We start from the raw sequence: 22,875 nt of genomic DNA, 5'->3' as shown, positions 1-22,875 counted from the left end.
CATCACATGAACAGCTGGATATTGCCGAAGGCGGCGTCGCAATTGACGATGTCGACCCGCTTCAGCTTGATCTTCAGCTTGCCGTCCTCGACCGCGAGCATATGTGTCGCCCAGGCGGCGTAGAGCTGCTGCTCGTCGAGCCTGGTCTCGACATAATGCATCGGGGTCCAGGTGACGTATGCGTTGCCGGCCGGGTCGTGCTTGTCGACCTGCGGCGTCTGCAGGACGTGATGGCAGCGGCTCTTCGGCTTCTGGCTGAAGGTGCGGTTGCCCTTCAATCGCTCGACCCGGATCTTCAGGAGCAGCTTGTCCTCATACATCAGCGAGGTCGTCAATCGCGCATCGGTCTGCCCCCACTCGAGCGGCATCCAGTAATGGCCGTCCTCGGCGAAGAGATCGAGCCATTCCTCGAAACGATGCTGGTCGATCAGCCGGGCTTCCCGGACGACGAAATCGATCAGGTCCTGATGTGTCGGAGCGGTCATCGGCCTGCCATCACATCGACATTGTCATGAACTTAGACCAGGCGCGGAACTGATTGCGCATCTGCCACTCCGTCGTGCCGTTGGTCTCGGCCGTCACATCCGCCTGCTCGGCGGGGTCGTAGAGCCGCTGCAGGTTGACCCACTGGTTGGCGTCGACATGCAGGCCCTCCTGGGCGCGCTCATACATTTCGAGATCGTCATGGCCGACGACGGAGGTCGGCGCATTGATCAGCCGATTATACATCAGCGTCCGCTCCAGCAGCATGTCGGGCGCATCGACCAGCCGGAAGGTCCAGCTCTCGACCAGCGTCTTGTCCGCCGCGATCGGCTTGAAGACGCGGATGAGCTGGATCGGGCCCTTGATCATCAGATTGGGGAAATAGACGGTGTTGTGCCGGTTCTCGTCGAGGATCGCCTTGGCGCGGTCCTCGCCATAGGCCGCGACCATCTGCTCGAAATAGCCGGGCACGGCCGTATAATCGGAATGGATCGAGTGGTGTACGCCGGTATGGCCGTGGCCGTTGGGCCAGACGCGGATGCCCATGCCCTCGAAGAACTCGTAAGGCGCCATGAAGGGCGCGTAGATCTCCACCGCCATTGGCTTCTTCGTGCCGGGCGGCGCGTTCTTCCAGACATCGATCGCGGTGCCGGCGGAGGATTCATGCGCCACCATCGGATGGCAGGTATCGGTCTGGTTCTCGACCAGCATCTTCCAGTTGCAGTTGTGCATGTAGCGCAGCACGCCGCCGGCGACTTCGAGCCGCCCGGCCGGCGAGCGATCGACCATATTGTCGAAGCTCGACAGGCTCTCGCCGAAGAATTCCTCGAAATCGAGACCGCCAGCGTTCAGCTTGGCGAAGACGAAGCCGCGGTAGTTGCGCACATCCGCGACCGGGCTCATGCCCTTGCCGGCATGGCTCTGTTCCAGCCCGGTGTTCTCGTAGCCCTTCTTCAGCGGGATCGCGAGCAGGGAGCCGTCGGTCCGGAAACTCCAGGCGTGATAGGGGCAGCGGAAGAACTTGCCGGTATTGCCGCAGGCCTCGGTGGTGATGCGCGTGCCCTTATGCGGGCAGCGATTATGCAGGACCTTCACCGACATGTCGGTGTGGCGCACCATCAGGACCGGCTGCGTGCCGATATTCGTGCCGTAATAATCGCCGATATTGGGCACCTGGCTGTCATGGCCGACATAGACCCAGGTATTGGCGAAGATGTGCTCCATCTCGAGCCGGAACACCTCCTCGTCGATATAGACGTCGCGGTGAACCTCGGTCTCGCGCACGAGGCTCCTGACCGCCTCGACATTGCCCTGATATCGCGCCATCGCAGCCCCCCTGGAAACGCTAGAGCCGGATGATTTCTGATGGAATCACAAGGTGATCCAGCTGAAATCTGAATCCGTTTCTCATCAAAGAGTGAGAGCAGGATCGATACGAAAAACCGGTTCCCATTTTTCCCATCGATCCTGCTCTAGAGATCAAGCACGAGAGACGGCGTCTTCGCGCGCGACACGCAGATCTGCATCAGCTTGCCGGCCGCCTTCTCGGAATCGGACAGGATGAAGTCGCGGTGGTCGGGCACGCCCTCGATCACGCCGATCTGGCAGATGCCGCAATCGCCGCGCTTGCAATCATGCAGCGGGTCCTCGCCGGCCTCGATCAGGACATCGAGAATGCTCTTGTCGGCGGGGATCTGATAGCGCCTGCCTGAGCTCTTGAGCACGACCTCGAACGGCTGGTCGCCAGCCACCGGAACCGGGGCGGCGAAGATCTCGAAGCGCAGCCGACCCTCGCTCCAGCCGAGCGCCTTGGCAGCAGTGATGGCCGCCTCGATCATCGGCGTCGGCCCGCACAGATAGAGCGGCTCCTCCCGCAGCGAAGCCATCAGGCCGGCGATGTCGAACAGGCCGGAGACATCGTCGGCATGCAGGCTCAGCGCCGGGCCGGCGAGCGCCTCGATCTCGGGCAGGAAGGCGAGCTGGTCGCGGCTGCGGCCGGCATATAAAAAGCGGTAGGGGCGCTCCTCCGCCTGAAGCGTTGCCGCCATGGACAGGATCGGCGTCACGCCGATGCCGCCGGCGACGAGGACGACAGGCTGTTCGCAGCGCTCCAGGGGGAAGTGATTGGCCGGGTGGGACAGGCTGACCCGATCGCCGGCCTTGAGGGCGTGCATGTGGCGCGATCCGCCCTGGCCTGCCTCCTCGAGCCTGACGCCGAGACGATAGGCCTGCGGGGCGGCGGTGGCCGTGCGATCGGCACAGTGATTGACGAGGGAGTAGGAGCGCTCATCGCCATCGGGCAGCCGCACCTTGACATGCGAACCGGGCGTCCAGCCGGGCAGCGTCGCGCCCGTTGGATCGGCGAGCCGCAGCGCCCTGATCGACGGTGTCAGCGCGCAGCTTTCGGTGACGACGAGATCGAGGCGCTCGCTTGTGCTCATGGCCGCGCTTTCGCTACCATTTCGGATGCTGGCGAGACCGCATGCGACACTCGTCTTTCCCTCGCCTGTCCGCTTCAATCTAGAATATTTTAGGTCTGAAGCTTTCGGGCGTCAACCGGGTCCGGGAGGCGAATTCGGCAATTTATCTGCAAATGCATATATAATCGGAATGGCGTGACGCATCTGGATTCGCGGGGGTGGGCGAGGCGGCCGGGCGCCCATCCGATGCGAGCGCGAATTCTATTCAAGCCGCACATTATCTGCTGATATTTTGGCTTTATGGCGGTTTTATCGTCATCTTTCGCCGTCCTGATGGTTCGCGATTATGGGCTCAAGGGCTGGGCCTGGAGCTGTCCCCAGTGCCTCTCGCGCGGTGGCTATCGAGTCAGTTTCGTGACGATTGACACGCAAATGCATATGTTTAAACTTGAAATATTCGAGTGTTCCGGGCGCCGGGTTCGCATCGGTTTTCCTCGGTCGGGGCAGGGGTGAGGTAGGGGTCGAATGCGCATCCTGTGGCAGAGCTTCGTCGATGCGGCGCAGAACGCGCCTTATCTCGAGCGCCTGTCGGCCTATCTCAATGACATTGCGGCGCCGGGAACCACGGTCGACATCGCCGGAATATCCCCGCCTGATCGCGATTTCGGCCGGCTGACCGAATTCCGCTGCGCAGCGCTGGCCATCGACCGCTGCATCGAGGCTGAAGCGCAGCACTATGATGCCTTCGTCATGGGCCATTTCCAGGATCCCGGGCTCTATGAGGCGCGGTCCGCTGTGCGCATTCCGGTGGTCGGCGCCGGCGAGGCGACCCTGCATTTCGCCGCCCAGCTCGGGCGGCGGCTGGCCCTGGTCTCGATCGATCCGGTCTTCGAGGTCTGGCATTACGAACAGGCCGAGCGCTACGGCCTGCGCGAGCGCATCAGTGGAGTGACCGGGCTCGGCTTCGCGCCCGAGGATTTCAACCCGGCCTTCGCCGGCGATGAAGCGGCGCTCGCGCGGATGCGGGCGGTCTTCGATGAGAAGGCGCGCCCGCTGGTTGCGGCGGGCGCCGACGTCGTCATTGCGGCGGGCGTCCTGCCGGCGCTGCTTTTATGCCGCGCACGCGGTTACAAGGTCGGCCACGCGCCCGTCGTCAATTGCGCGGCCGTCGCGCTCAAGGCGGCCGAGATGGCTATCGCCCTGCATCGCCTCGACGGCATCGAGCCGAGCCGGGGTCCGAGTTTCGCCTTGGCGCCGGAGCGCGCCGTCGCCGATTTCAGGCATTTCGTGGCGAAAGGGCGCCGGGATGACTGACAGGCTGTCGACGCGGCAGATGTCAGCTCCGGAGCGGCAGATGCTGCTCCAGGAAAGCGAGCACGGCATCAGTAAAGGCCTCGGGCATCTGGTCGGGCAGGGGCACCATGCCGCCCGCGATCTCGACCAGGCTCGCGCCGGCGATGGCGTCGGCGACTTTTCCGGCGACGGGATAGGCGTGCGGGTCGGCGGTCGGCGCGATGACGAGGGTGGGGCAACCAAGCAATGGCAGGCGCGCCTCCATGACGTAGCGGTTGACGACGCGGTGGCCCTCAGCGGCGAGCCGGCCGGCCTTGAGCGCATCGATCATGAAGCGCTCGAGCAGCGCAATGTCGCCCGCGGGATAGAAGGGCTGGCGCATCCGCCAGAGCGCGAGGAGATGCGCGCCATCTGCGCCGGGCGTAGCCCCGTCGATCACCGCCTTGTCGGCGTATTTGGCGCGCCTGGCCGCATCGACATAAGGCGGCGCCGAGAGCACCAGCGCCGGGATCCGCTCCGGGCGTGCCGCCGCCATTTCGATCGCGATGGCCGAGCCGGTGTGATGGCCGATGAGCGCGGCCTCAGGCAGCCCGAGCGCGTCGAGCAGGTCGAACGCGCAGGCCGCCCAGCTCTCGATCGAATCCTGGCCGGCAGGCAATGCCTGGGAATCGCCAAAGCCGACCGTATCCATCGCAATGGCACGATAGTGCCGGCCGAGCAGCGGCAGGACGTCACGATACTCGTCCCAGGAGCGCGGCGTCTGGTGCAGCAGGAGCAGCGGCTCGCCTTCGCCGGCCATGGCGATGTGGATGCGGGCGGATGGCGTCGCCACGAAGCGGCGCTCGATCTCGGGGCATGGTTTCGACATCAACATCGGCTTCGAATTCGGCTTGGGCATCGGCGTCCATCGTCGGCAAAGCGTGGCCGAGCGCTATCAGCGCCGGCCGTGCCCGGCAAGCGCGTCCCGGCCTGCCGCGACCTGGGCCCGGATCTTGCGGTGAACCGCACCGCCTACGCATCGGCGCGAACCCGAACGTTCGCATTCAAAAAAGAGGGGAGCCTACCGTGAAAACCAGCCTTCGCCTGACAATCGCCCTGGCCGGGACGATCCTGGCCACCTCCGCAGCCCGGGCCGACATCACCGTCGGCTTCGTCACCGCGCTGAGCGGGCCTGGCGCCTCGATCGGCATTCCCTACGCCAAGGGCATGGCCGCAGCCTATGAATATGTCGCCACCGTCAATGGCGAGAAGGTCAGGCTGATCCAGCTCGACGACACCTCCGATCCATCGACGGCCGCGCGCAATGCCCGCAAGCTCGTCGAGGAGGAGAAGGTCGACATCCTGATCGGCACGGCGCAGGCGCCCGCGGCCATCGCGATGATGGCCGTCTCCGCCGAACTCAAGGTTCCGATGATTTCCGTGGCGCCGGTCGTGGTGCCGCCGACCACTGACCGCTGGGGCATCGCCGTCCCGCAATTGCCGAGCCTGATGTTCAAGGCCGTCACCGACCGCATGACCAAGGACGGCGTCAAGAGCCTGGCCTTCATCGGCTTCTCCGATGCCTGGGGCGATCTGGTCTATACCGGCGCCAAGGCGGCCGAGGATCGCAGCGAGGTCAAGCTCGTCGCCAATGAGCGCTATGCGCGCACCGACACCTCGGTGACCGGCCAGGTCCTGAAGATCGTCGCGGCGCGGCCCGATGCGGTGTTCAATGGCGGCTCCGCGACGCAAGGGGCGCTGCCGCTGCTGGCGCTGGCCGAGCGCGGCTACAAGGGCAAGATCTACGGGACGCCGGCCCTGCTGAACGCGGATTTCATCCGCGTCGGCGGCAAGGCCGCCGAGGGCATCCTCGTCTCGGCCGGCCCGGTGATCGTCGCCGAGCAGCTCCCGGATACGCATTTCAGCAAGAAGCTCTCGCTTGCCTTCCGCGCCAGCTATCTCAAGGTCAACGGCACGGAAACGACCGACGGCTTCTCGGCCTATTCCTTCGACGCCTGGCTGATCTTCACCGAAGCCGCCAAGCGCGCCATGGCGAAGGCCAAGCCCGGCACGCCGGAGTTCAGGACCGCGCTCAAGGATGAGATCTTCGCGACCAAGGAACTGGCCGGCGTCCACGCCATCTACAATTTCAAGCCGGATTCCGCCTATGGCGTCGACGAGCGCAGCCTCGTGCTGGTCAGGCTGAGCAACGGCACCTGGAAATACGAGCCCTGAGCCCGACGCCTGAGACGCTCCCGTTCATGTCCCCTCGCCAAGTCCCCTGGCCATGTCCCCTCGCAATCCCGGTCTGAAACCTGATGACCAGTGACATCGCTGCCATTCTGGCCATAGACGGCATCGCGAGTGGCGCCATCTACGTGCTCATCGCGATCGGCTTCGTGCTGATCTTCGCTGTGACGCGCGTCATCTTCGTGCCCTTCGGCGATATCGCCGCCTTCACGGGGCTGACGCTCGCCGCCCTGGAGACCAAGCAACTGCCGGGCACGATGGGGCTCGTCGCCTTGCTGGCGCTGCTCGCCACCGCGATGCAGATCAGCGCCGATCTGCGCGCGGGAGCGGCGAAAGCCATTCCCTATACGCTGCTGTTCTACCTCGGCTTGCCGCTTGTGCCGGTGCTGCTGATGTGGCTGGCGGCGGGGGCGGCGCTGGCCATGCCGGTGCGCATCGCCCTGTCGCTGCTCCTGATCCTGCCGATCTCGCCCTTGCTCGACCGGATCGTTTTCCGCCCGATCGCCGATGCCTCGGTCCTGCTGCTGCTCACCGTCGCCATGGCGCTGCATTTCGCCCTGGTCGGGCTGGGCCTGCTGTTCTTCGGCCCCGAGGGCGTCCGGACGCAACCGCTGACGGATGCGAGCCTGGAGGTCGCAGGCATGCTGGTCTCGCTCCAGACCTTCATGATCGTCGCGAGCGCCGTGCTGTTCAGCGGGCTTCTCTACGCCTTCTTCGGCTATACCATCACCGGCAAGGCGCTTCGCGCGACGGCGGTCAACCGCACCGGCGCACGCCTCGTCGGCATCAGGCCGGCCCGTGCCGGCACGATCGCCTATCTCTTGGCCTCGGTGCTGGCCGGGATCTCCGGCATCCTGATCTCGCCGGTGACCACGATCTTCTACGATTCCGGCTTTCTCTTCGGTCTGCGCGCCTTCGTCGGCGCCATCATCGGGGCGATGGTGAGCTATCCGATCACGGCGCTCGGCGCCGTCCTCGTCGGCCTGCTGGAGAGCTTTGCATCCTTCTGGAGCAGCGCTTTCAAGGAGGTCATCGTGTTTTCGTTCCTCATCCCCGTGCTGCTGTGGCGCTCGCTCACCGTGGGAGAGGCTGAGGATGAGGCCGAAGAATGAGCCCGCTCCAGATCCGCCTGATCGTGGCCGGCAGCGTTGCTCTGCTGGCGGCCGCGCCGTTCTACATGAACCCCTTCAGCATCACCTTGCTGAACTATATCGGCATCTACGGCCTCGTCGCGCTCGGGCTCGTCCTGCTGACCGGGATCGGCGGCATGATGTCGTTCGGCCAGGCCGCCTTCGTCGGGATCGGCGCCTATGCGACCGCCTGGGCGAGCGCGGTGCAGGGCTATTCGCCCTGGCTCGGCCTGGTGCTGGCGGTCGTCCTGACCTGCTGCGTCGCGGCCGCTTTGGGCGCGCTGACATTGCGGCTTGGCGGTCATTTCCTGGCGCTCAGCACCGTGGCCTGGGGATTGTCGATCTATTTCCTGTTCGGCACCATCGATGGGCTCGGCCAGCATAACGGCATCGCCAATGTTCCGCCGATCTCGCTCGGCTCGGTTGCGCTGGTGGCGAGCTGGCAGATCTTCTACCTGATCTGGGCGGTGGTCCTGGGCGCGCTCCTGCTGTCGTACAACCTGCTGGATTCCCGCGCCGGGCGGGCCATGCGGGCGCTGCGCGGCGGCAATCTCCTGGTCGAGAGCCTGGGAATCGACGCCTTCCGCACCAGGCTCGCGACCTTCGTCATCGCCGCGCTATTTGCAGCCCTCTCAGGCTGGCTTTACGCCCATCTCAGCCGCTTCGTCAGCCCGGCGCCTTTCGAGGTTCATGTCGGCATCGACTATCTGATGATGGCGATGGTCGGCGGCGCGACCGAACTGCTCGGCGCGGTCGTTGGAGCAGCGCTCGTCACCCTGTCGAAGAACAGCATCCAGGACTATCTGCCGCTGATCGCCAAGGGCGCGTCTGGCCAATTGGAGATCGTGGCGTTCTCGATCATCTTCATCGTCTTCCTGCAGCGTGCGCGCGGCGGCATCGTTCCGGCGATCACGAGGTTGCTCCCGAGCCTGCGGGTCGAGACGCCGCGAGAGGCTCCGCCGCTGTCATCCCGGGCCAAGCCCGCCCCGGGCACGCCGCTGCTCAGCGTCGAGGCGGCGGAACGCCGCTTCGGCGGGTTGGTCGCCGTCGACAAGGTCAGCTTCCAATTGGAGGCCGGCCAGATCCTCGGACTGATCGGCCCCAACGGCGCCGGCAAGAGCACGATGTTCAACCTCCTGACCGGTGCCCTGCGCTGCAATGAAGGCAAGATCGTCTTCCTGGGCCAGGACATCACCCGCGCGCCCCAGCGCGAGATCGCTCGCGCCGGCATTGCGCGCACCTTCCAGCACGTCAAACTGCGCCCGAAAATGACCCTGCTCGACAATGTCCTGCTCGGCACCCATCCGCGCACGCATGCGGGCTTCCTGAGCGGCGCCTTCGGGCTCGACCGCACTGAGGAGGCGCAAGCGCGCTTCGCCGCCAGGCAACAGCTCGAACGCGTCGGGCTCGGCGACAAGCTGTTCGAGCTTGCCGGCAACCTGCCGCTCGGCAACCAGCGCGTGCTCGAGATCGCCAGGGCGCTCGCCTCCGACCCTGTCCTCCTGGTGCTGGACGAGCCGGCGGCCGGATTGCGCCGCCAGGAAAAGCAGGCGCTTGCCGCACTGCTCAGATCGCTGCGCTCGGAACATCTCACCATCCTGCTCGTCGAGCACGACATGGAATTCGTTATGGGGCTGGTCGACAGGATCGTGGTGATGAATTTCGGCTGCAAGCTCTGCGAGGGCGAGCCCGCCGAGGTCCGGCGCGATCCGCGGGTGCAGGATGCCTATCTCGGGGGGACGGCCTGATGGCGCTGCTCTCGCTCTCCGATCTCAATGTGTCCTACGACAAGGTCGAGGCGGTGCGCGGCGTCTCGCTGTCGATCCAGCCCGGCCAGATCGTCACGGTGATCGGCCCCAACGGCGCCGGCAAGACCACGCTCCTGGCCGCCGCCATGGGCCTGCTGCCCTCGACCGGGTCGATGATCTTCGACGGCCTCGACCTGCGCAGGCTCGATGTCGAGGCCCGGGTCGAGCGCGGCTTCTGCCTGGTCCCGGAGAAGCGCGAACTGTTCGGCGAGATGAGCGTCGCCGACAATCTGATCCTCGGGGCTTATAGCCGGCGCGCCGACCGCGCCGGTGTTCGCCGCGACCTGGACGAGGTCTTCGACCGCTTTCCGCGCCTGCTGGAGCGTCGCGGGCAATTGGCCAACACGCTCTCGGGCGGCGAGCGGCAGATGCTGGCGCTCGGGAGGGCGCTGATGGCCAAGCCCCGCCTGCTCCTGTTGGACGAACCGAGCCTTGGCCTTGCCCCCCTGATCGTCCGCGACATCTTCCGGATCATCGCATCCCTGCGCGAGCTCGGCGTCTCCGTGCTGCTCGTCGAGCAGAATGCGCGGGCGGCGCTGGAGACGGCCGATTACGGCTATGTCCTGGAGACCGGCGAGATCGTCCGTTCCGGACCCGCCGAGACACTCATCCACGATCCGAGACTGATCGCGACCTATCTCGGCGGGCACTGACCGCCATGCTTTCGACCTCACGCGGAGCGATACCATGATGCGGCTCGAAAAAGTGCTCTACCGGGCTGAAGCGACGGCGACCGGCGGGCGTGACGGGCGCGCGGTCTCGAGCGACGGCGTGCTCGATGTCGCGCTCTCCGTTCCCAAGGAGTTGGGCGGCGCTGGTGGCGCGGCCACCAATCCCGAACAGCTCTTCGCGGCGGGCTATGCCGCCTGTTTCCTCGGCGCCGTGAAGCTCGTCGCCCGGCAACGCAAGCTTAACCTGCCCGACGATGTCGCGGTCACGGCAGCTGTCGGGATCGGTGCGGTCGCGGTCGGCTACGGGCTGGAGGTCGAGCTCGCAGTGCGTCTTCCGGGGCTCGATCGTGAGATCGCCGAGGAGATCCTCGCGGGCGCGCATGAGCGCTGCCCCTATTCGAATGCGACGCGCGGCAACATCGCGGTGCGGCTGAGCGTCCTGTGATGCAAGCGCATTTTCGAGCGAAGTGGGGACCGGTTCGCGTAAAGAAAATGCGCCAAAACAATAACTTAGAGTATTTCCGCGATTCGGAGAAACGCGGAAATACTCTAGCGGGCGCGGATCCGGCAGCGATCATCGACGAAGGAGGCTTCCATGGCTGAACGGTCATTCGAGCGCGAGGTGCAGGATCTCAAGCTGGGCGCAGGCGAGCTCTTTCGCGGCGAGGGCATCCTGGCGATCACCAAGGCGCTGCTCCAGTCCGGCGTCTCCTATGTAGGCGGCTATCAGGGCTCGCCGATCTCACATCTGATGGACGTGCTCGCCGACGCCAAGGACGTGCTTGACGACCTCGGCGTGCATTTCGAAAGTTCGGCCTCGGAAGCGGCCGCGGCAGCCATGCTATCGGCCTCGGTGATGTATCCGATCCGCGGCGCCGTCACCTGGAAATCGACCGCCGGCACCAATGTCGCCTCCGATGCACTGTCGAACCTGGCGTCGGGCGGCGTCACCGGCGGCGCGCTGATCGTGATCGGCGAGGATTACGGCGAAGGCTCCTCGATCATGCAGGAGCGCAGCCACGCCTTCGCGATGAAGTCGCAGATCTGGATGCTCGACCCACGGCCGAACCTGGAGAGCATCGTAGGGGCGGTCGAGGACGGTTTTGCCCTGTCGGAAGCCTCCAACACGCCGGTCATCCTGCAGGTGCGCATCCGCACCTGCCATGTCCATGGTCAATTCGTCGCCAAGGACAACCGCCGCCCGGATTTCACGCTGCGCCAGGCGCTGGAAACGCCTGTCCGCGACACCGGCCGCATCGTGCTGCCGCCGGCCTCTTTCATCCATGAGAAGGAGAAGCTGGAGAAGCGCTGGCCGGCGGCGGTCGAATTCATCAAGGCGCGCAAGCTCAACGAAGTCTTTGGCCCCGAGGACGGCGACGTCGGCATCATCCTGCAGGGCGGCATGTACAATAACGTGCTGCGCGCCCTGCAGCAGCACGGGCTGGCCGATGTCTACGGCGAGTCCGCGATCCCGCTCTATGTGCTCAACGTCACCTATCCCCTGATCGACGACGAGGTCGTGGCCTTCTGCGCCGGCAAGAAGGCCGTGCTGATGATCGAGGAGGGCGCGCCGGAATATATCGAGCAGGCGCTCAACACGCTGCTGCGCCGCCGCGACATCCAGACCAAGATCGCCGGCAAGGACATGCTGCCGATGGGTGGCGAATATACCGCGCAGGTGCTGGCAAAGGGCCTCGGCACCTTCCTCGAAACCCATGCCCGCCTGCTGCTCGGCAACCGCCCGCCGCTGCCGGACCCGAGCGCGGTGTTGGACGACCCCAAGGTCAAGGCGCTGGGCGCGGTCGTGCCGCCTCGGCCGGCCGGGTTCTGTATCGGCTGCCCGGAACGGCCGATCTTCGCTGCGATGAAGCTGGTCGAGAAGGAGCTCGGCCAGCACCATGTCGCGGCCGATATCGGCTGCCACCTGTTCTCGATCCTGCCGCCCTTCAACATCGGCGCGACCACGATGGGCTACGGCCTTGGCCCGGCCTCGGCCTCGGCCTTCAACGTCGAGGCCGACAAGCGCTCGATTTCGATCATGGGCGATGGCGGCTTCTGGCATAACGGGCTCGCCAGTTCCGTCGGCAACGCCGTCTTCAACAAGCAGGATGGCGTCATCCTCGTCGTCGACAATTACTATTCGGCCGCGACCGGCGGGCAGGACATCCTCTCGTCGCGCGCGCGCAATCCCGGCCGCCAGACCAACAACTCGATCACTGCGGCGGTGAAGGGCATCGGCGCGAAATGGGTGCGCCAGATCGACCGGACCTACGACGTTGCCAAGATGCGCGACACGCTGCGCGAGGCGCTGACGACCAAGGAGAAGGGCCCCAAGATCATCGTCGCCTCCTCCGAATGCATGCTGAACAAGCAGCGCCGCATCAAGCCGCTCTTCACTAAAGCGGTAAAGGACGGCAAGCGCGTGGTGCGCGAGCGCTTCGGCGTCGACGAGGATGTCTGCACCGGCGACCATGCCTGCATCCGCCTCTCCGGCTGCCCCTCGCTTTCGGTCAAGCACACCGACGACCCGCTCAAGGACGATCCGGTGGCGGCAATCGACAATTCCTGCGTCGGCTGCGGCAATTGCGGGGAGGTGGCGGAGGCGGCGGTCCTCTGCCCATCCTTCTACCGTGCCGACATCATCCATAATCCCACAGGGCTCGATCGTGTCATGGCGAGGCTGCGCGCAGCGGTCATCGGCTTCCTGCAGCGCCGGCGCGAGCGCCGACGCATCGCCTTTCCGGCATGAGGTTTTGCGATGACCGCTGTTGACATCACCCGGACCGGCCTCTCCACCGACAAGCCGCTTTCGATCGCGATCCTCGCCATGGGCGGGCAGGGCGGCGGTGTTCTGGCCGACTGGATCGTGGCGCTGGCGGAGACTGAGGGCTTCATCGCGCAATCGACCTCGGTGCCGGGCGTGGCGCAACGCACGGGCGCGACGATCTACTATATCGAGATGCTCCCGCCCAAGGGCGGGCGGCTGCCGGTGCTGTCGCTGATGCCGACGCCGGGCGATGTCGACATCGTGCTGGCGGCCGAATTCATGGAAGCCGGCCGCTCGATTCTGCGCGGGCTGGTGACGCCCGACCGCACGACCCTGATCGCCTCGACCCATCGCGCCTATGCCGTGGTCGAGAAGGAGCAGCCCGGCGACGGCGTCGGCGATCCGCTCACCGTGGTGGACGCGACCGATGTCGCGGCGAAGCGGATGATCGCCTTCGACATGCAGGCGCTGGCCGAAACCTATGGCAGCGTGATCTCCTCGGCGATGTTCGGGGCGCTGGCGGCCGCCAATGTCCTGCCCTTCGGCAAGGCGGCGTTCGAGAACGTGATCAAGGCCGGCGGCAAGGGCATCGAGGCGAGCTTGCGGGCTTTCGTTGCGGCCTATGAGCGCGTGCGCGAGAAGCCGCGCGACGCGGTCTCGAAAGCCGCGCCCAAGCGCTTCGAGGCGCTGCCGGCAACGACGGGCCAGCCCGTGCTCGATGCGCTGCTCGAGCGCATCCGTACGCAATTCCCGCAAACGGCCCAGGCCATGCTCTTCGCCGGGGTGAAGAAGCTGGTCGATTTCCAGGATCCAGCCTATGCGGGCGATTATCTCGATCGCGTCGCCCGGCTGCATCAGCAGGATCAGGCTCATGGCGGGCTCGCGAAAGACCATGCCTTCACGCTTGCGGCCGCCAAATATCTCGCGGTTGCCATGGCCTATGACGACGTCATCCGCGTCGCCGATCTCAAGGTCCGCGCCAGCCGCTTCGAGCGGGTGCGCCAGGAGGTCGGTGTGAAGCCCGACCAGCTCCTCTACACCACCGAGTTCATGCATCCGCGCATGGAGGAGGTGATCGGCACCTTGCCGGGCGGGATCGGCCGCTGGCTCGAGGCCCGCCCGAAACTGGTCGCTTGGCTCGACCGCTTCGTCAATCGCGGCCGCCGCGTGCGCACCGGCACGATCCTGTGGTTCAGCGCGCTCTATCTCGTCTCCGCGCTGAAGCCGATGCGCCGCAAGACGCTGCGGCACGCCCGCGAGATGGGCCATCTCGCGGGATGGCTCGATCAGGCGCTGGAGACCCTGCCGGCGAATTACGATCTCGCCGTGGAAGTGCTCGGCTGCCGCCGGCTGGTGAAGGGCTATTCGGACACCCATGCCCGTGGCGCCGCCAAGTTCGACCGGGTGCTCCAGGCCTTGCCGATGCTGATCGCGCGCGAGGACGGCGCCAGCTGGCTGAGACGGTTGCGCCAGGCCGCCCTGCTCGACGAGGAAGGTATCGCGCTGGACGGCGCGCTGAAGACGGTTGCGAGCCTGTAGGTTCGGCGGTGCTCGGATTCGGCGTGGTCAGAGGCCGTTCATCCCCGGAACCACGTCGTCATCCCGGACAAGCCGCGCAGCGGCGCCGATCCGGGATCCATGCCGGAGCCTAACCAGGCAGCGCTCCGGCATGGGTCCCGGGTCTGCGCTTCACTACGCCCGGGACGACGGCGCATAGGTGGTCAGGGCAGAGCCTCCTGGAGCATCCTTCGAGACGCGCTCCTGCGGAGCGCTCCTCAGGATGACGGCTCGCGGAGCTTCCAGACGGGCGCTCAGATATCGTGCTTGCGGATGTTGCGCAGCACCTTGTGCAGGGTGCCGGTGAAGGCCTGGTATTCGTCCTCGTCGATGCCGTCGAACATGTTGACGAACATGGCGTACATCATCGGCCAGATCTGCTCGAAGGCGCTGCGGCCCTGCTCGGTGATATGAACTTCGCGGACGCGCATGTCCTCGCTGCGCTGCTGGCGGCGGATGAGGCCCTGTTCCTCCAGCGAATCCAGGGTCCGGCTCATGGTCGATTGCTCGGTGACGGCGAAGACCGCCAATTCGTTGATCGTCAGCCCCGAGGTCACGCAGAGCACCGCCAGCGCCCGCATCTTCGGGGTGGTCATGCCGTGGGCCTTCAGCGCGTCGGCGAGGTTGCTGTTCCAGCGCGACGCCACCCGGTTCATCAGATAGGGCGCAAACTGGTTGAGACCGATCTCGCCGATGGCAGGGCTGGCCTCGGCCCCGCCGCGCCGCAAAACCCCGCTGCCAAGCCGCTCGTCCAATTGCTGCCCGGCGGATTCCGAACCGGCACCCGTCTTTGTCACGTCGCTCATGGCATTGCGATGCAGCCGCCCCCGCCATCTGTCAATCCAGTTGTGCAAGCCGGAGGCAGCCGCTCTCAGCGTCGGTTTTGGACCAAGGGCTGAACTGGGACGTCAGCCGGCCTTCGATCGCGCCCTCACGCTTCGATGAGAGCCAGCAATGGTTGTTTCAGGCGGCTGCAATTCGCCCCCATTGGCGTCTGCCTTCACAGTCCGCGCAAGGCAGGAGACGGACTCCCGGGCCGAGATATCGGGCGCGCATCGCCTGCAAGGGTCGGCAGTACGGCCGCGATGTGGTCGCCCAAAGCTCTCGCGGCGGATGATGGCCGCAGCTCCGCGAACTCCAGCGCAATCCCGATCGCGGGAAGCAACGGCAATCCTGCCGAGACGATGTGCAGATCCGGCGGAACTGCGGTTTGCGTCAGGACGCTGATGGCGTGGCCTGACCGGGCAATGGCGATAAGACCCGCAAGGCTGTTGCTCGCAAAGGCCACCCTGTAGCGACGGCCAGCCGCTTCCATGGCGTCGCAGGCCGCGCGATAGTCCAGCGTCATCGGGGCCGAAAGCGCCAGTGGGAGGACGGCCTGGTCAAGGATCTCCGGCTCGGCTGCGTTTGCGACCCAGACGAAGTTTTCTTTCCGGATGACCTCGGCGCCGGCCGGATCCGGCAGGGAGACGAGCGCCATCTCGATCTGCCGCCGATGGAGCAGGGGGCGCAGCTCAGAGGTCGGCGCACAGACCATGCGCAGCTCGACATCGGGATGCAGGGCACAAAACTCCCGCAACAGGTCTGGCAGAAATGCGATTGAATAATCCTCGGGACAGCCGAGGCTGACCGAGCCCTTGAGGCCTGTTCCCCGCATGTCGGCGAGGATCTCGTCATGCCTGGCCAAAAGGGCTTCGGCATGGGCGAGCAGCTTGTCTCCCGCTGTGGTCAAGCGCACGCCCGAGCCGCTGCGGTGCAGCAGAGCTTGGCCTGTCAGCGCTTCCAAGCGCTGCATCTGCATGCTCAACGCCGACTGCGTCCGCCCGATCTGCAACGAGGCGACGCTGATCGAGCCCGTGTGTGCGATGACGGCGAAGTTCCTGAGCAAGGCGAGGTCGAGCGTGCGCATGGTCATCAATTTAATCGATATCGGCTTGAAAGAATATCAATTTGCGCAGTGCAACAGGCGCAACTAGCCTTTGGACACTCCCGCTTCCGAGGTGACCCATGTCGCTGAACGCCGATCCCGCCTTCTGGGCCGCCGCTAACACACATCTGACGCGCTATGGGCCCGATTTCGAAGCGATCATCGTCGAGCGGGCCGAGGGCAGTTTTGTCTATGATGCCGACGACCGCGCCATCCTGGACTTCACCTCGGGCCAGATGAGCGCCGTCCTCGGCCATACCCATCCCGACATCGTCGCGACGGTGGACCGGCAGATGCGGTCGGTGGCGCATCTCTTCAGCGGGATGCTGTCGCGCCCGGTCGTCGATCTGGCCTCGCGTCTTGCCGCGCTCGCTCCCGGTCTCGACCGGGTGCAGCTCCTCACCACCGGGGCGGAATCGAACGAAGCCGCCATTCGCATGGCGAAGCTGGTAACCGGCGGGCACGAGGTCGTCGCCTTCGCACAGAGCTGGCACGGCATGACGGGAGCAGCGGCGGCGGCAACCTACAGCGCTGGCAGGAGGGGTTATGGGCCGGTCGCCGCCGGCTCCTTCGTCATCCCTGCGCCCAACTCCTACCGCCCGCGCTTCACCCATCCGGACGGCTCCAATGATTGGCAGGCCGAACTCGACGACGCCTTCGCGCTGATTGACAGCCAGTCGACCGGCAACCTCGCCGCGTTCATCGCCGAACCGATCTTGTCGAGCGGCGGCATCCTCGAACTCCCGCTCGGTTATCTCGCCGCGCTCAAGCGCAAATGCGAGGAGCGGGGCATGTTGCTGATCCTCGACGAGGCCCAGACCGGGATCGCCCGGACCGGCAACATGTTCGCGTTCCAGCGCGACGGCGTCACGCCCGACATTCTGACGCTGTCGAAGACGCTCGGCGCCGGCCTGCCGCTCGCGGCGGTGATGACCTCGCAGGCGATCGAGGAGAAGGCGCATGAGCGCGGTTTCCTGTTCTACACGACCCATGTCTCCGATCCGCTCCCGGCCGCCGTCGGCGTGACGGTCCTCGACGTGGTCGAACGCGACGGCCTGGTCGAGCAGGCCATCGCGCGCGGGCAACGGCTCCGTAATGGACTCCTGTCCCTTCAGCAGAGGTTCGAATGCGTCGGGGACGTGCGCGGGCGGGGCCTCCTTCTCGGGCTCGAGATCGTGACCGATCGGCAGAGCAAGGCGCCGGGCTTCGAGCTCGGGGCCAAGGTCATGGAAGAGGCCATGCGCCGGGGCCTCAGCATGAACATCGTCAAGCTTCCCGGCATGGGAGGCGTCTTCCGGATCGCGCCGCCGCTGACGGTCTCAGAGGCCGAGATCGACCGCGGCCTGGCGATCATGTCGGACGCGATCGACAGCGCAATCGCCACGAACTGACCCTGGCGAGAAGCGACTTCAAGCTGAACCGATCAGGTCGCGTCCTTGCGATAGTCGAAGGCCCTATGTCTGCGCTTCCGTGCACAGCCAGGCGAGCAACTGCTGAAAGGCCTCGTCCCTGCGCCTGCCGGGGACGGTCACGACATGCCAGCTCGTCCCCCTGGTCAGCGCCGGGACCGGCAGCGTCACCACCAGGCGCCCCGATCTGAGATCATCATCGATCAGCGAGCCGCCGCGCCTGCTCGACGCCGGAGGGGCCGTCGCGCGCGACGCGGCCCCTTACGATTTATCGTCGCGCCGCGCCGCGCCATAAAGAAACGCTATGGCGGCAGAATGCAGTTGTGGTTCCCAGAGCGAACCCGCCGAACCTAGAATTTTCTCCCATCGGGCCTGCAAATCGCGCCCGATCGGGTCGGATCGTTGCGTGCATGCGACGAAGCCGGTTCCGGCTAACCGCGACGCGATCGCGGAACACGATCAGGGAACGGAGTCGATCATGGCCAACACAGTTCACCGCAGGGCCTTCTGCCTTCTCGCATCAGCCATCTGCCTTGCCGGCGCGCCTGCCTTCGAGACCTCCGCACTGGCGCAGGACAACAGCATCCGCCTCGGTATCGTCGCGCCGATGAGCGGGCCCAATGCCCGCTACGGCGCCTTCTCGCTGCGCGGCGCACAGCTTGCCGCCAAGGACGTCAACGCGGCAGGCGGCATCGATGGCCGCAAGATCCAGATCTTCTCCGCCGACAGCCAGGGCACGCCGGTCGAGGGCGTCTCGGCGACGCGACGCCTGATTGACCAGGACAAGGTCGATTTCCTGATCGGCGACGTGTCGAGCTCCGTGACGCTGGCGATGCAGCCCGTCGTCGAGGATGCCGGCGTCCTGCTGATCAACGCAGCTTCGTCGAACCCCAAGATCACTTATGCGGCGGGCGTCGGCGGCTTCAAATGGAGCTTCCGCAACTATCCCACCGATGAGAACCGCGCCCTGATCGTCGCGCAATATGCCGCCGAGAAGCGCGGCTTCACCAAATTCGCCGTGCTCTCGGTCGACAGCGATTATGGCCGCTCGGCGATCGAGTTCACCAAGAAGTACCTGCCGCGCTTCAAGGGCCAGATCCTGACCGAAGACTACTACAAGGAAGGCGAGGTCGATTTCCGCAGCGTGCTGGCCAAGATCCGCGATTCCGGCGCTCAGGCGATCATCATGTACGGCCTCGCCGACACCACGCCGATCGTGGCGCGGCAGATGACCGAGGTCGGGCTCGCCGGCAAGGTGCCGCTGATCGGCAATGGCGAGTTCAACACGGAGAAGACGATCAAGTCGGCGCCGAAGGCGCTCGAAGGCGCCGTCGAGGCCGCGGCTTGGCTGCCGGGCTGGGACAGCCCCAAGAGCAAGGGTTTCGTCGCCCGGTTCACGGCCGAATATCGCGAGGCGCCCAACAACCACGCTTATGTCCACTGGGAGACCGTCAACCTGCTCGGCAAGGCGGTCGAGGCGGCCAAAAGCACCGACCGCGCCAAGGTCCGCGATGCGCTCGCCAAGATCAAATATGACAGCGCCGTCGGCGAGGTGACCTTCGACGACCACAACCAGGCGAAGCTGCCGATGATCCTGTTGCAGATCGAAGACGGCAAGCCGGTGGTCAAGGGCGCCTATTCCGCCGATATCGACTATCCGCGCTGACCGACCCGCGCGGGCGCAACGGCGCGGGCTTAAGGGGAGGGCGGGATGCTGTTCCAAATCTCAGAGCAGATCGTCAACGGCATCGTCACCGGGGCCGTCTACGCCCTGGTCGCCGTCGGCATGACGATGATCTTCGGTGTCCTGCGGGCCATCAATTTCGCCCATGGCGAATATTACATGGTCGGCACCTTCGGGGCCTGGGTCGCGATCGAGTATTTTGACCTGCCTTATCCCGTCGCCATCGTCGCCGGCGTCATCGCCACGGCCTTCGTTGCACTGGTCATCGGGCAGTTCGTGATGCGGTGCATGGTCGGGGCGCCGACTGAGGCTGGCGTCTTGGCGACGCTGGGCATCGCGCTCATCCTTCAGAACAGCGTCATCCTGCTCTTCGGCGGCGGCTACAAGTTCTTCGAAGGCGGCTATATCGAGCCCGTCACCATTCTGGGCGTGTCGCTCGCCGAGCAGCGCCTGCTGATCATCGCGGTCGCCGTGCTGGTCTTCTTCGGGCTCGAGCTCCTGGTGACCTATAGCCGCATGGGCAAGGCGATGCGGGCCGTGTCGCAGAACGTCGAGTGCTGCGCCGTGGTGGGCATCGATGTCCGCAAGGTCGTGGTGCGGACCTTCGTCCTGGGGGCGGCGCTCGCCGGCCTGTCGGGTGTCCTGACCGCCCCGGTCAATGTCAGTGTCTATGGCGGCATGGGCGAACTGATCACCTTCAAGACGCTGCCGATCATCATCATGGGCGGCCTTGGAAATGTCCGCGGCACCTTCTTCGCCGCGATGATCCTGGGCATCGCTGAGAGCCTGGTTGCCACCTATGTCGGCCTGCAGTTTCGCGACACGGTCGGCTTCGCCACGCTGATGCTCGTGTTGATGTGGCGCCCGCACGGGCTGTTCTCCGCTCAAGCCCGTTACTGACCCAGCGGCCCCCTGCCAATCTGTCCGAGGATCGACCATGTCGCTGAACGAGAGCTCGCTTCCGCTGCCTGGCCGCGACCTGAGGCTGCCCTTTGGGCTCGCCGTTGTCGTCCTGGCCTGTTGCGCGCCGCTGCTGCTGGGCAACTACGCGCTTCATGCGGTGATCATCTCGCTGATCTTCCTGCTGCCGGCCCATGGGCTCAACCTGCTCGTCGGCTATACCGGCCTGCTCTCGCTCGCACAGGCCGCCTTCTTCGGCGTGGGCGCCTATGTCTCCGCGCTGATGGCGGTGCATTGGGGCACGCCGTTCTACGTCAACCTGTTCGGCGCGGGCCTCGTCGCCGGGGCACTGGCGCTGCCGCTTGGCATCCCGGCTCTCAGATTGCGCTCGACCTCTTTCGTGATGTGCACGCTCGGCTTCGTCATCATCGGACAGGCGGTCGCCAAGAACTGGATCAGCCTGACGCGCGGCGACATGGGGCTGTCGGCCATCCCCAAGCCCTATTTCGCGCTCGGACCGGCCTCCTTCACGGTCTCGGGGACGGTCGGGTTCTACTATCTCGTGCTCACTATTGCCGCCCTGGCGACCTTCGCCGTCTGGCTGATCGTCACCTCGCCGGCCGGCCGCAACATGGTGGCGATCCGCGAGAACGAGACGCTGGCCGAGTCCGTCGGCGTGCCGACCTGGCGCTACAAGCTGGTCGTCTTCATGATCAGCGCGGCCTTCGCCGGGTTCGGCGGCAGCGTCTACGCGCATTATCTGACCGTGGTCAGCCCGCTGACATTCCAGATGTCGAATTCGACATTGATGCTGATCATCGTGCTAGGCGGCGGGCCGGGCACTATTTCGGGCGTCGTCTTCGGGAGCCTGCTCTTCGTCGGTCTGTCCGAGGCGCTCCGCATCGCTCCCGAACTGCGGATGGTGGCCTACGGCTTCTGCCTGCTGGCGCTGGTCTTCTGGTTCCCCAAGGGCTTTGCGCCGCTGATCACTCGCTTCTGGACCCTGCTCAGGGGGCGCTCATGACCGGTCTACCGATCCTGGACATCACTGGCCTCAGCAAATCTTATGGTGCGATCCGCGCCGTGGACGGCGTCGATCTGCAGGTCCATCGCGGCGAGATCTGCGGATTGATCGGACCCAATGGCTCGGGCAAGTCGACCTTCTTCGACTGCACATCCGGCCTTGCTCGCCCCAATGCGGGCTCGGTCAGGCTCGATGGGCAGGACATCACCGGCTGGTCGCTGAATCGCATCGCCCGGGAGGGCCGCATGCTGCGGTCGTTCCAGAAGACGGTCACCTTCGGTGCGCTCGATATCGAGGAGAACCTCGTTATCGCCGGCCAGATGTTCACCTTCCCGAGTGTCGCCTCGACCTTCGGGTTGGGCGCCCGCTCGCGCGCCCGGGTCGATGGCCTGCGCCAGCGTGCGCGCGAACTCATCAAGCTGTCGGGGCTCTGGGATGTCAGAACCCAGCCGGCGGGCAATCTCTCGGGTGGCCAGCAGAAGCTGATCCAGTTCGCCTCGATGCTGATGCCCGAGCCCAAGCTGATCCTGCTCGACGAGCCGATGGCGGGGATCAATCCCAAGCTGATCGAGCGCGTCGTCGAGGCGATCCGCTACGCCAATGAACAGCTCGGCGTCAGCTTCCTGGTGATCGAGCACAACATCGACGTCATCACCAGCATTTGCCAGCGCGTCGCCGTGCTCGACCAGGGGCGTAAGCTCGCCGAGGGCACGCCGGCCGAGATCATGCGCAACCAGGCGGTTCGGGAGGCCTATCTCGGTGGCTGAGACCAGTCTTTCGATCGCGGGCCTGCGTGCCGGCTATGGCTCGCTGGACATTCTCAACGGCGTCGATCTCGACGTGCCGCAGGGCCAGTTCGTCGCGCTCCTGGGCCCCAATGGCGCGGGCAAATCGACCCTGCTCAAGACGCTCTATGGCATGACGACCGTCAAGGGGGTGCCATACGCTGGCAGGGCCGGGACATTGCCGGGCTGGCATCGCGCGAGATCCTGGCGCAAGGCGTTTCCCTGGTGCCCCAGGGCCGCTGCAACTTCCCGCTGATGACGATCGACGAGAACCTGCAGATGGCCGCCTACACCCTGCGCGACGCCAAGGTGAAGGCCGATCGCGACTATGTCTACGAGCTCTTCCCGATCCTCAGGAAGCGCCGCACGACGCTCGCGGGCAATATGTCTGGCGGCGAACAGCAGCTTCTGGAGGTCGCGATGGCTGTGCTCCAGCGCCCGCGCATCCTGCTGGTCGATGAGCCGTCGGTTGGACTGTCCCCGGCCGCGATCGGTATCGTCTTCGACGAATTGCTGCGCATCAACGCGATGGGGCAAACCATCCTGCTGGTCGAGCAGAACACCAAGAAGGCGATGGAGGTGGCGCAGCGCGCCGTCATCCTGCGGCTGGGCAAGGTGATCTGGGACGGCAAGCCCGCCGAGATCAGCCATGACGAGCTCGGCGAGCTCTTCATGACGGGAAAGATGCGCGGCGAGACGGACGTGCCGCACTGAAGGCGAGGTTCGCGCGCCGGTTTCGCCTTTCCCGCGAATGACCTAACTTCGCGACCTGTGGAGGCGGCCGGGTC

General features: G+C 65.5%; 19 protein-coding genes and 1 pseudogene. 14 read left to right on the top strand and 6 right to left on the bottom strand.

Translation table 11 applies throughout. The features are described from left to right. Positions 1–2 precede the first annotated feature (2 nt). The 3 genes from RMR04_RS18320 to RMR04_RS18310 form a co-directional block, all read right to left on the bottom strand. On the bottom strand, positions 3–485 hold the full coding sequence (locus tag RMR04_RS18320; protein WP_311909763.1) for an aromatic-ring-hydroxylating dioxygenase subunit beta: 483 nt from the start codon (positions 483–485) through the stop codon (positions 3–5). 10 nt (positions 486–495) lie between these two features. After that, positions 496–1,809: an aromatic ring-hydroxylating dioxygenase subunit alpha gene (locus tag RMR04_RS18315; RefSeq protein ID WP_311909762.1), complete on the bottom strand. Its 1,314-nt coding sequence runs from the start codon at positions 1,807–1,809 to the stop codon at positions 496–498. Positions 1,810–1,955: 146 nt separating this feature from the next. After that, positions 1,956–2,924 (bottom strand): PDR/VanB family oxidoreductase, encoded by a 969-nt coding sequence (locus RMR04_RS18310; protein ID WP_311909761.1) that lies wholly within the window; start codon positions 2,922–2,924, stop codon positions 1,956–1,958. Between the two features lie 504 nt (positions 2,925–3,428). Here RMR04_RS18310 and RMR04_RS18305 point away from each other — a divergent pair. Further along, the gene (locus tag RMR04_RS18305; RefSeq protein WP_311909760.1) at positions 3,429–4,217 is read left to right on the top strand and encodes an aspartate/glutamate racemase family protein; all 789 of its coding nucleotides are present in this window, start codon (positions 3,429–3,431) and stop codon (positions 4,215–4,217) included. 22 nt (positions 4,218–4,239) lie between these two features. On the opposite strand, the gene RMR04_RS18300 is transcribed toward RMR04_RS18305, so the two are convergent. Continuing rightward, on the bottom strand, positions 4,240–5,094 hold the full coding sequence (locus RMR04_RS18300; protein ID WP_311909759.1) for an alpha/beta fold hydrolase: 855 nt from the start codon (positions 5,092–5,094) through the stop codon (positions 4,240–4,242). Positions 5,095–5,261: 167 nt separating this feature from the next. Between RMR04_RS18300 and RMR04_RS18295 the strand changes: the two genes are divergently transcribed. The 7 genes from RMR04_RS18295 (at position 5,262) to RMR04_RS18265 (ending at position 14,340) form a co-directional block, all read left to right on the top strand. Next, positions 5,262–6,410: an ABC transporter substrate-binding protein gene (locus RMR04_RS18295; RefSeq protein WP_311909758.1), complete on the top strand. Its 1,149-nt coding sequence runs from the start codon at positions 5,262–5,264 to the stop codon at positions 6,408–6,410. 83 nt (positions 6,411–6,493) lie between these two features. After that, positions 6,494–7,537: a branched-chain amino acid ABC transporter permease gene (locus RMR04_RS18290; RefSeq protein WP_311909757.1), complete on the top strand. Its 1,044-nt coding sequence runs from the start codon at positions 6,494–6,496 to the stop codon at positions 7,535–7,537. Continuing rightward, positions 7,534–9,303, top strand: a complete 1,770-nt coding sequence (locus tag RMR04_RS18285; RefSeq protein WP_311909756.1) for a branched-chain amino acid ABC transporter ATP-binding protein/permease — start codon at positions 7,534–7,536, stop codon at positions 9,301–9,303. The genes RMR04_RS18290 and RMR04_RS18285 overlap by 4 nt, the downstream gene beginning before the upstream one ends. Then, positions 9,303–10,016 carry an ABC transporter ATP-binding protein gene (locus RMR04_RS18280; protein WP_410492133.1) on the top strand — a complete coding sequence of 238 codons (714 nt, stop codon included), beginning with the start codon at positions 9,303–9,305 and terminating at the stop codon, positions 10,014–10,016. The genes RMR04_RS18285 and RMR04_RS18280 overlap by 1 nt, the downstream gene beginning before the upstream one ends. A 37-nt stretch (positions 10,017–10,053) precedes the next feature. After that, complete coding sequence (locus tag RMR04_RS18275) at positions 10,054–10,479, top strand: organic hydroperoxide resistance protein (RefSeq protein ID WP_311915878.1); 426 nt, start codon at positions 10,054–10,056, stop codon at positions 10,477–10,479. 150 nt (positions 10,480–10,629) lie between these two features. Then, complete coding sequence (locus tag RMR04_RS18270) at positions 10,630–12,783, top strand: thiamine pyrophosphate-dependent enzyme (RefSeq protein ID WP_311909755.1); 2,154 nt, start codon at positions 10,630–10,632, stop codon at positions 12,781–12,783. A 9-nt stretch (positions 12,784–12,792) separates the two neighbouring features. Then, positions 12,793–14,340, top strand: a complete 1,548-nt coding sequence (locus RMR04_RS18265) for an indolepyruvate oxidoreductase subunit beta family protein (RefSeq protein ID WP_311909754.1) — start codon at positions 12,793–12,795, stop codon at positions 14,338–14,340. A gap of 272 nt (positions 14,341–14,612) precedes the next feature. Here the strand turns inward: RMR04_RS18265 and RMR04_RS18260 are convergent, their stop codons facing one another. Both RMR04_RS18260 and RMR04_RS18255 read right to left on the bottom strand, forming a co-directional pair. Then, entirely contained in the window at positions 14,613–15,113 is a 501-nt protein-coding gene (locus RMR04_RS18260) for a MarR family winged helix-turn-helix transcriptional regulator (protein WP_311915877.1), read from the bottom strand. Between the two features lie 245 nt (positions 15,114–15,358). Then, entirely contained in the window at positions 15,359–16,267 is a 909-nt protein-coding gene (locus RMR04_RS18255) for a LysR family transcriptional regulator (RefSeq protein ID WP_311915875.1), read from the bottom strand. Positions 16,268–16,365: 98 nt separating this feature from the next. On the opposite strand from RMR04_RS18255, the gene RMR04_RS18250 reads away from it, so the two are divergent. From RMR04_RS18250 to RMR04_RS18225, 6 genes and pseudogenes are all read left to right on the top strand, one after another. Then, positions 16,366–17,676 carry an aspartate aminotransferase family protein gene (locus RMR04_RS18250; protein ID WP_311909753.1) on the top strand — a complete coding sequence of 437 codons (1,311 nt, stop codon included), beginning with the start codon at positions 16,366–16,368 and terminating at the stop codon, positions 17,674–17,676. A 496-nt stretch (positions 17,677–18,172) separates the two neighbouring features. Further along, a complete protein-coding gene (locus RMR04_RS18245) occupies positions 18,173–19,360 on the top strand; it encodes an ABC transporter substrate-binding protein (protein WP_311909751.1) in 1,188 nt (395 codons plus the stop codon). Positions 19,361–19,405: 45 nt separating this feature from the next. Next, positions 19,406–20,278: a branched-chain amino acid ABC transporter permease gene (locus tag RMR04_RS18240; RefSeq protein ID WP_311909750.1), complete on the top strand. Its 873-nt coding sequence runs from the start codon at positions 19,406–19,408 to the stop codon at positions 20,276–20,278. A 37-nt stretch (positions 20,279–20,315) separates the two neighbouring features. Beyond that, the gene (locus RMR04_RS18235) at positions 20,316–21,302 is read left to right on the top strand and encodes a branched-chain amino acid ABC transporter permease (protein ID WP_311909749.1); all 987 of its coding nucleotides are present in this window, start codon (positions 20,316–20,318) and stop codon (positions 21,300–21,302) included. Beyond that, positions 21,299–22,069 carry an ABC transporter ATP-binding protein gene (locus tag RMR04_RS18230; protein WP_311909748.1) on the top strand — a complete coding sequence of 257 codons (771 nt, stop codon included), beginning with the start codon at positions 21,299–21,301 and terminating at the stop codon, positions 22,067–22,069. The genes RMR04_RS18235 and RMR04_RS18230 overlap by 4 nt, the downstream gene beginning before the upstream one ends. After that, positions 22,062–22,801, top strand: a pseudogene (locus tag RMR04_RS18225) (ABC transporter ATP-binding protein). Before RMR04_RS18230 ends, RMR04_RS18225 begins: the two are co-directional and overlap by 8 nt. Positions 22,802–22,875 lie beyond the last annotated feature (74 nt).

Origin of the sequence: Bosea sp. 685 (assembly GCF_031884435.1) — a bacterium.
GTDB lineage: Bacteria > Pseudomonadota > Alphaproteobacteria > Rhizobiales > Beijerinckiaceae > Allobosea.
Note: the sequence above shows the minus strand (reverse complement) of the source record. Positions and strands in the feature narration are given on the sequence as shown.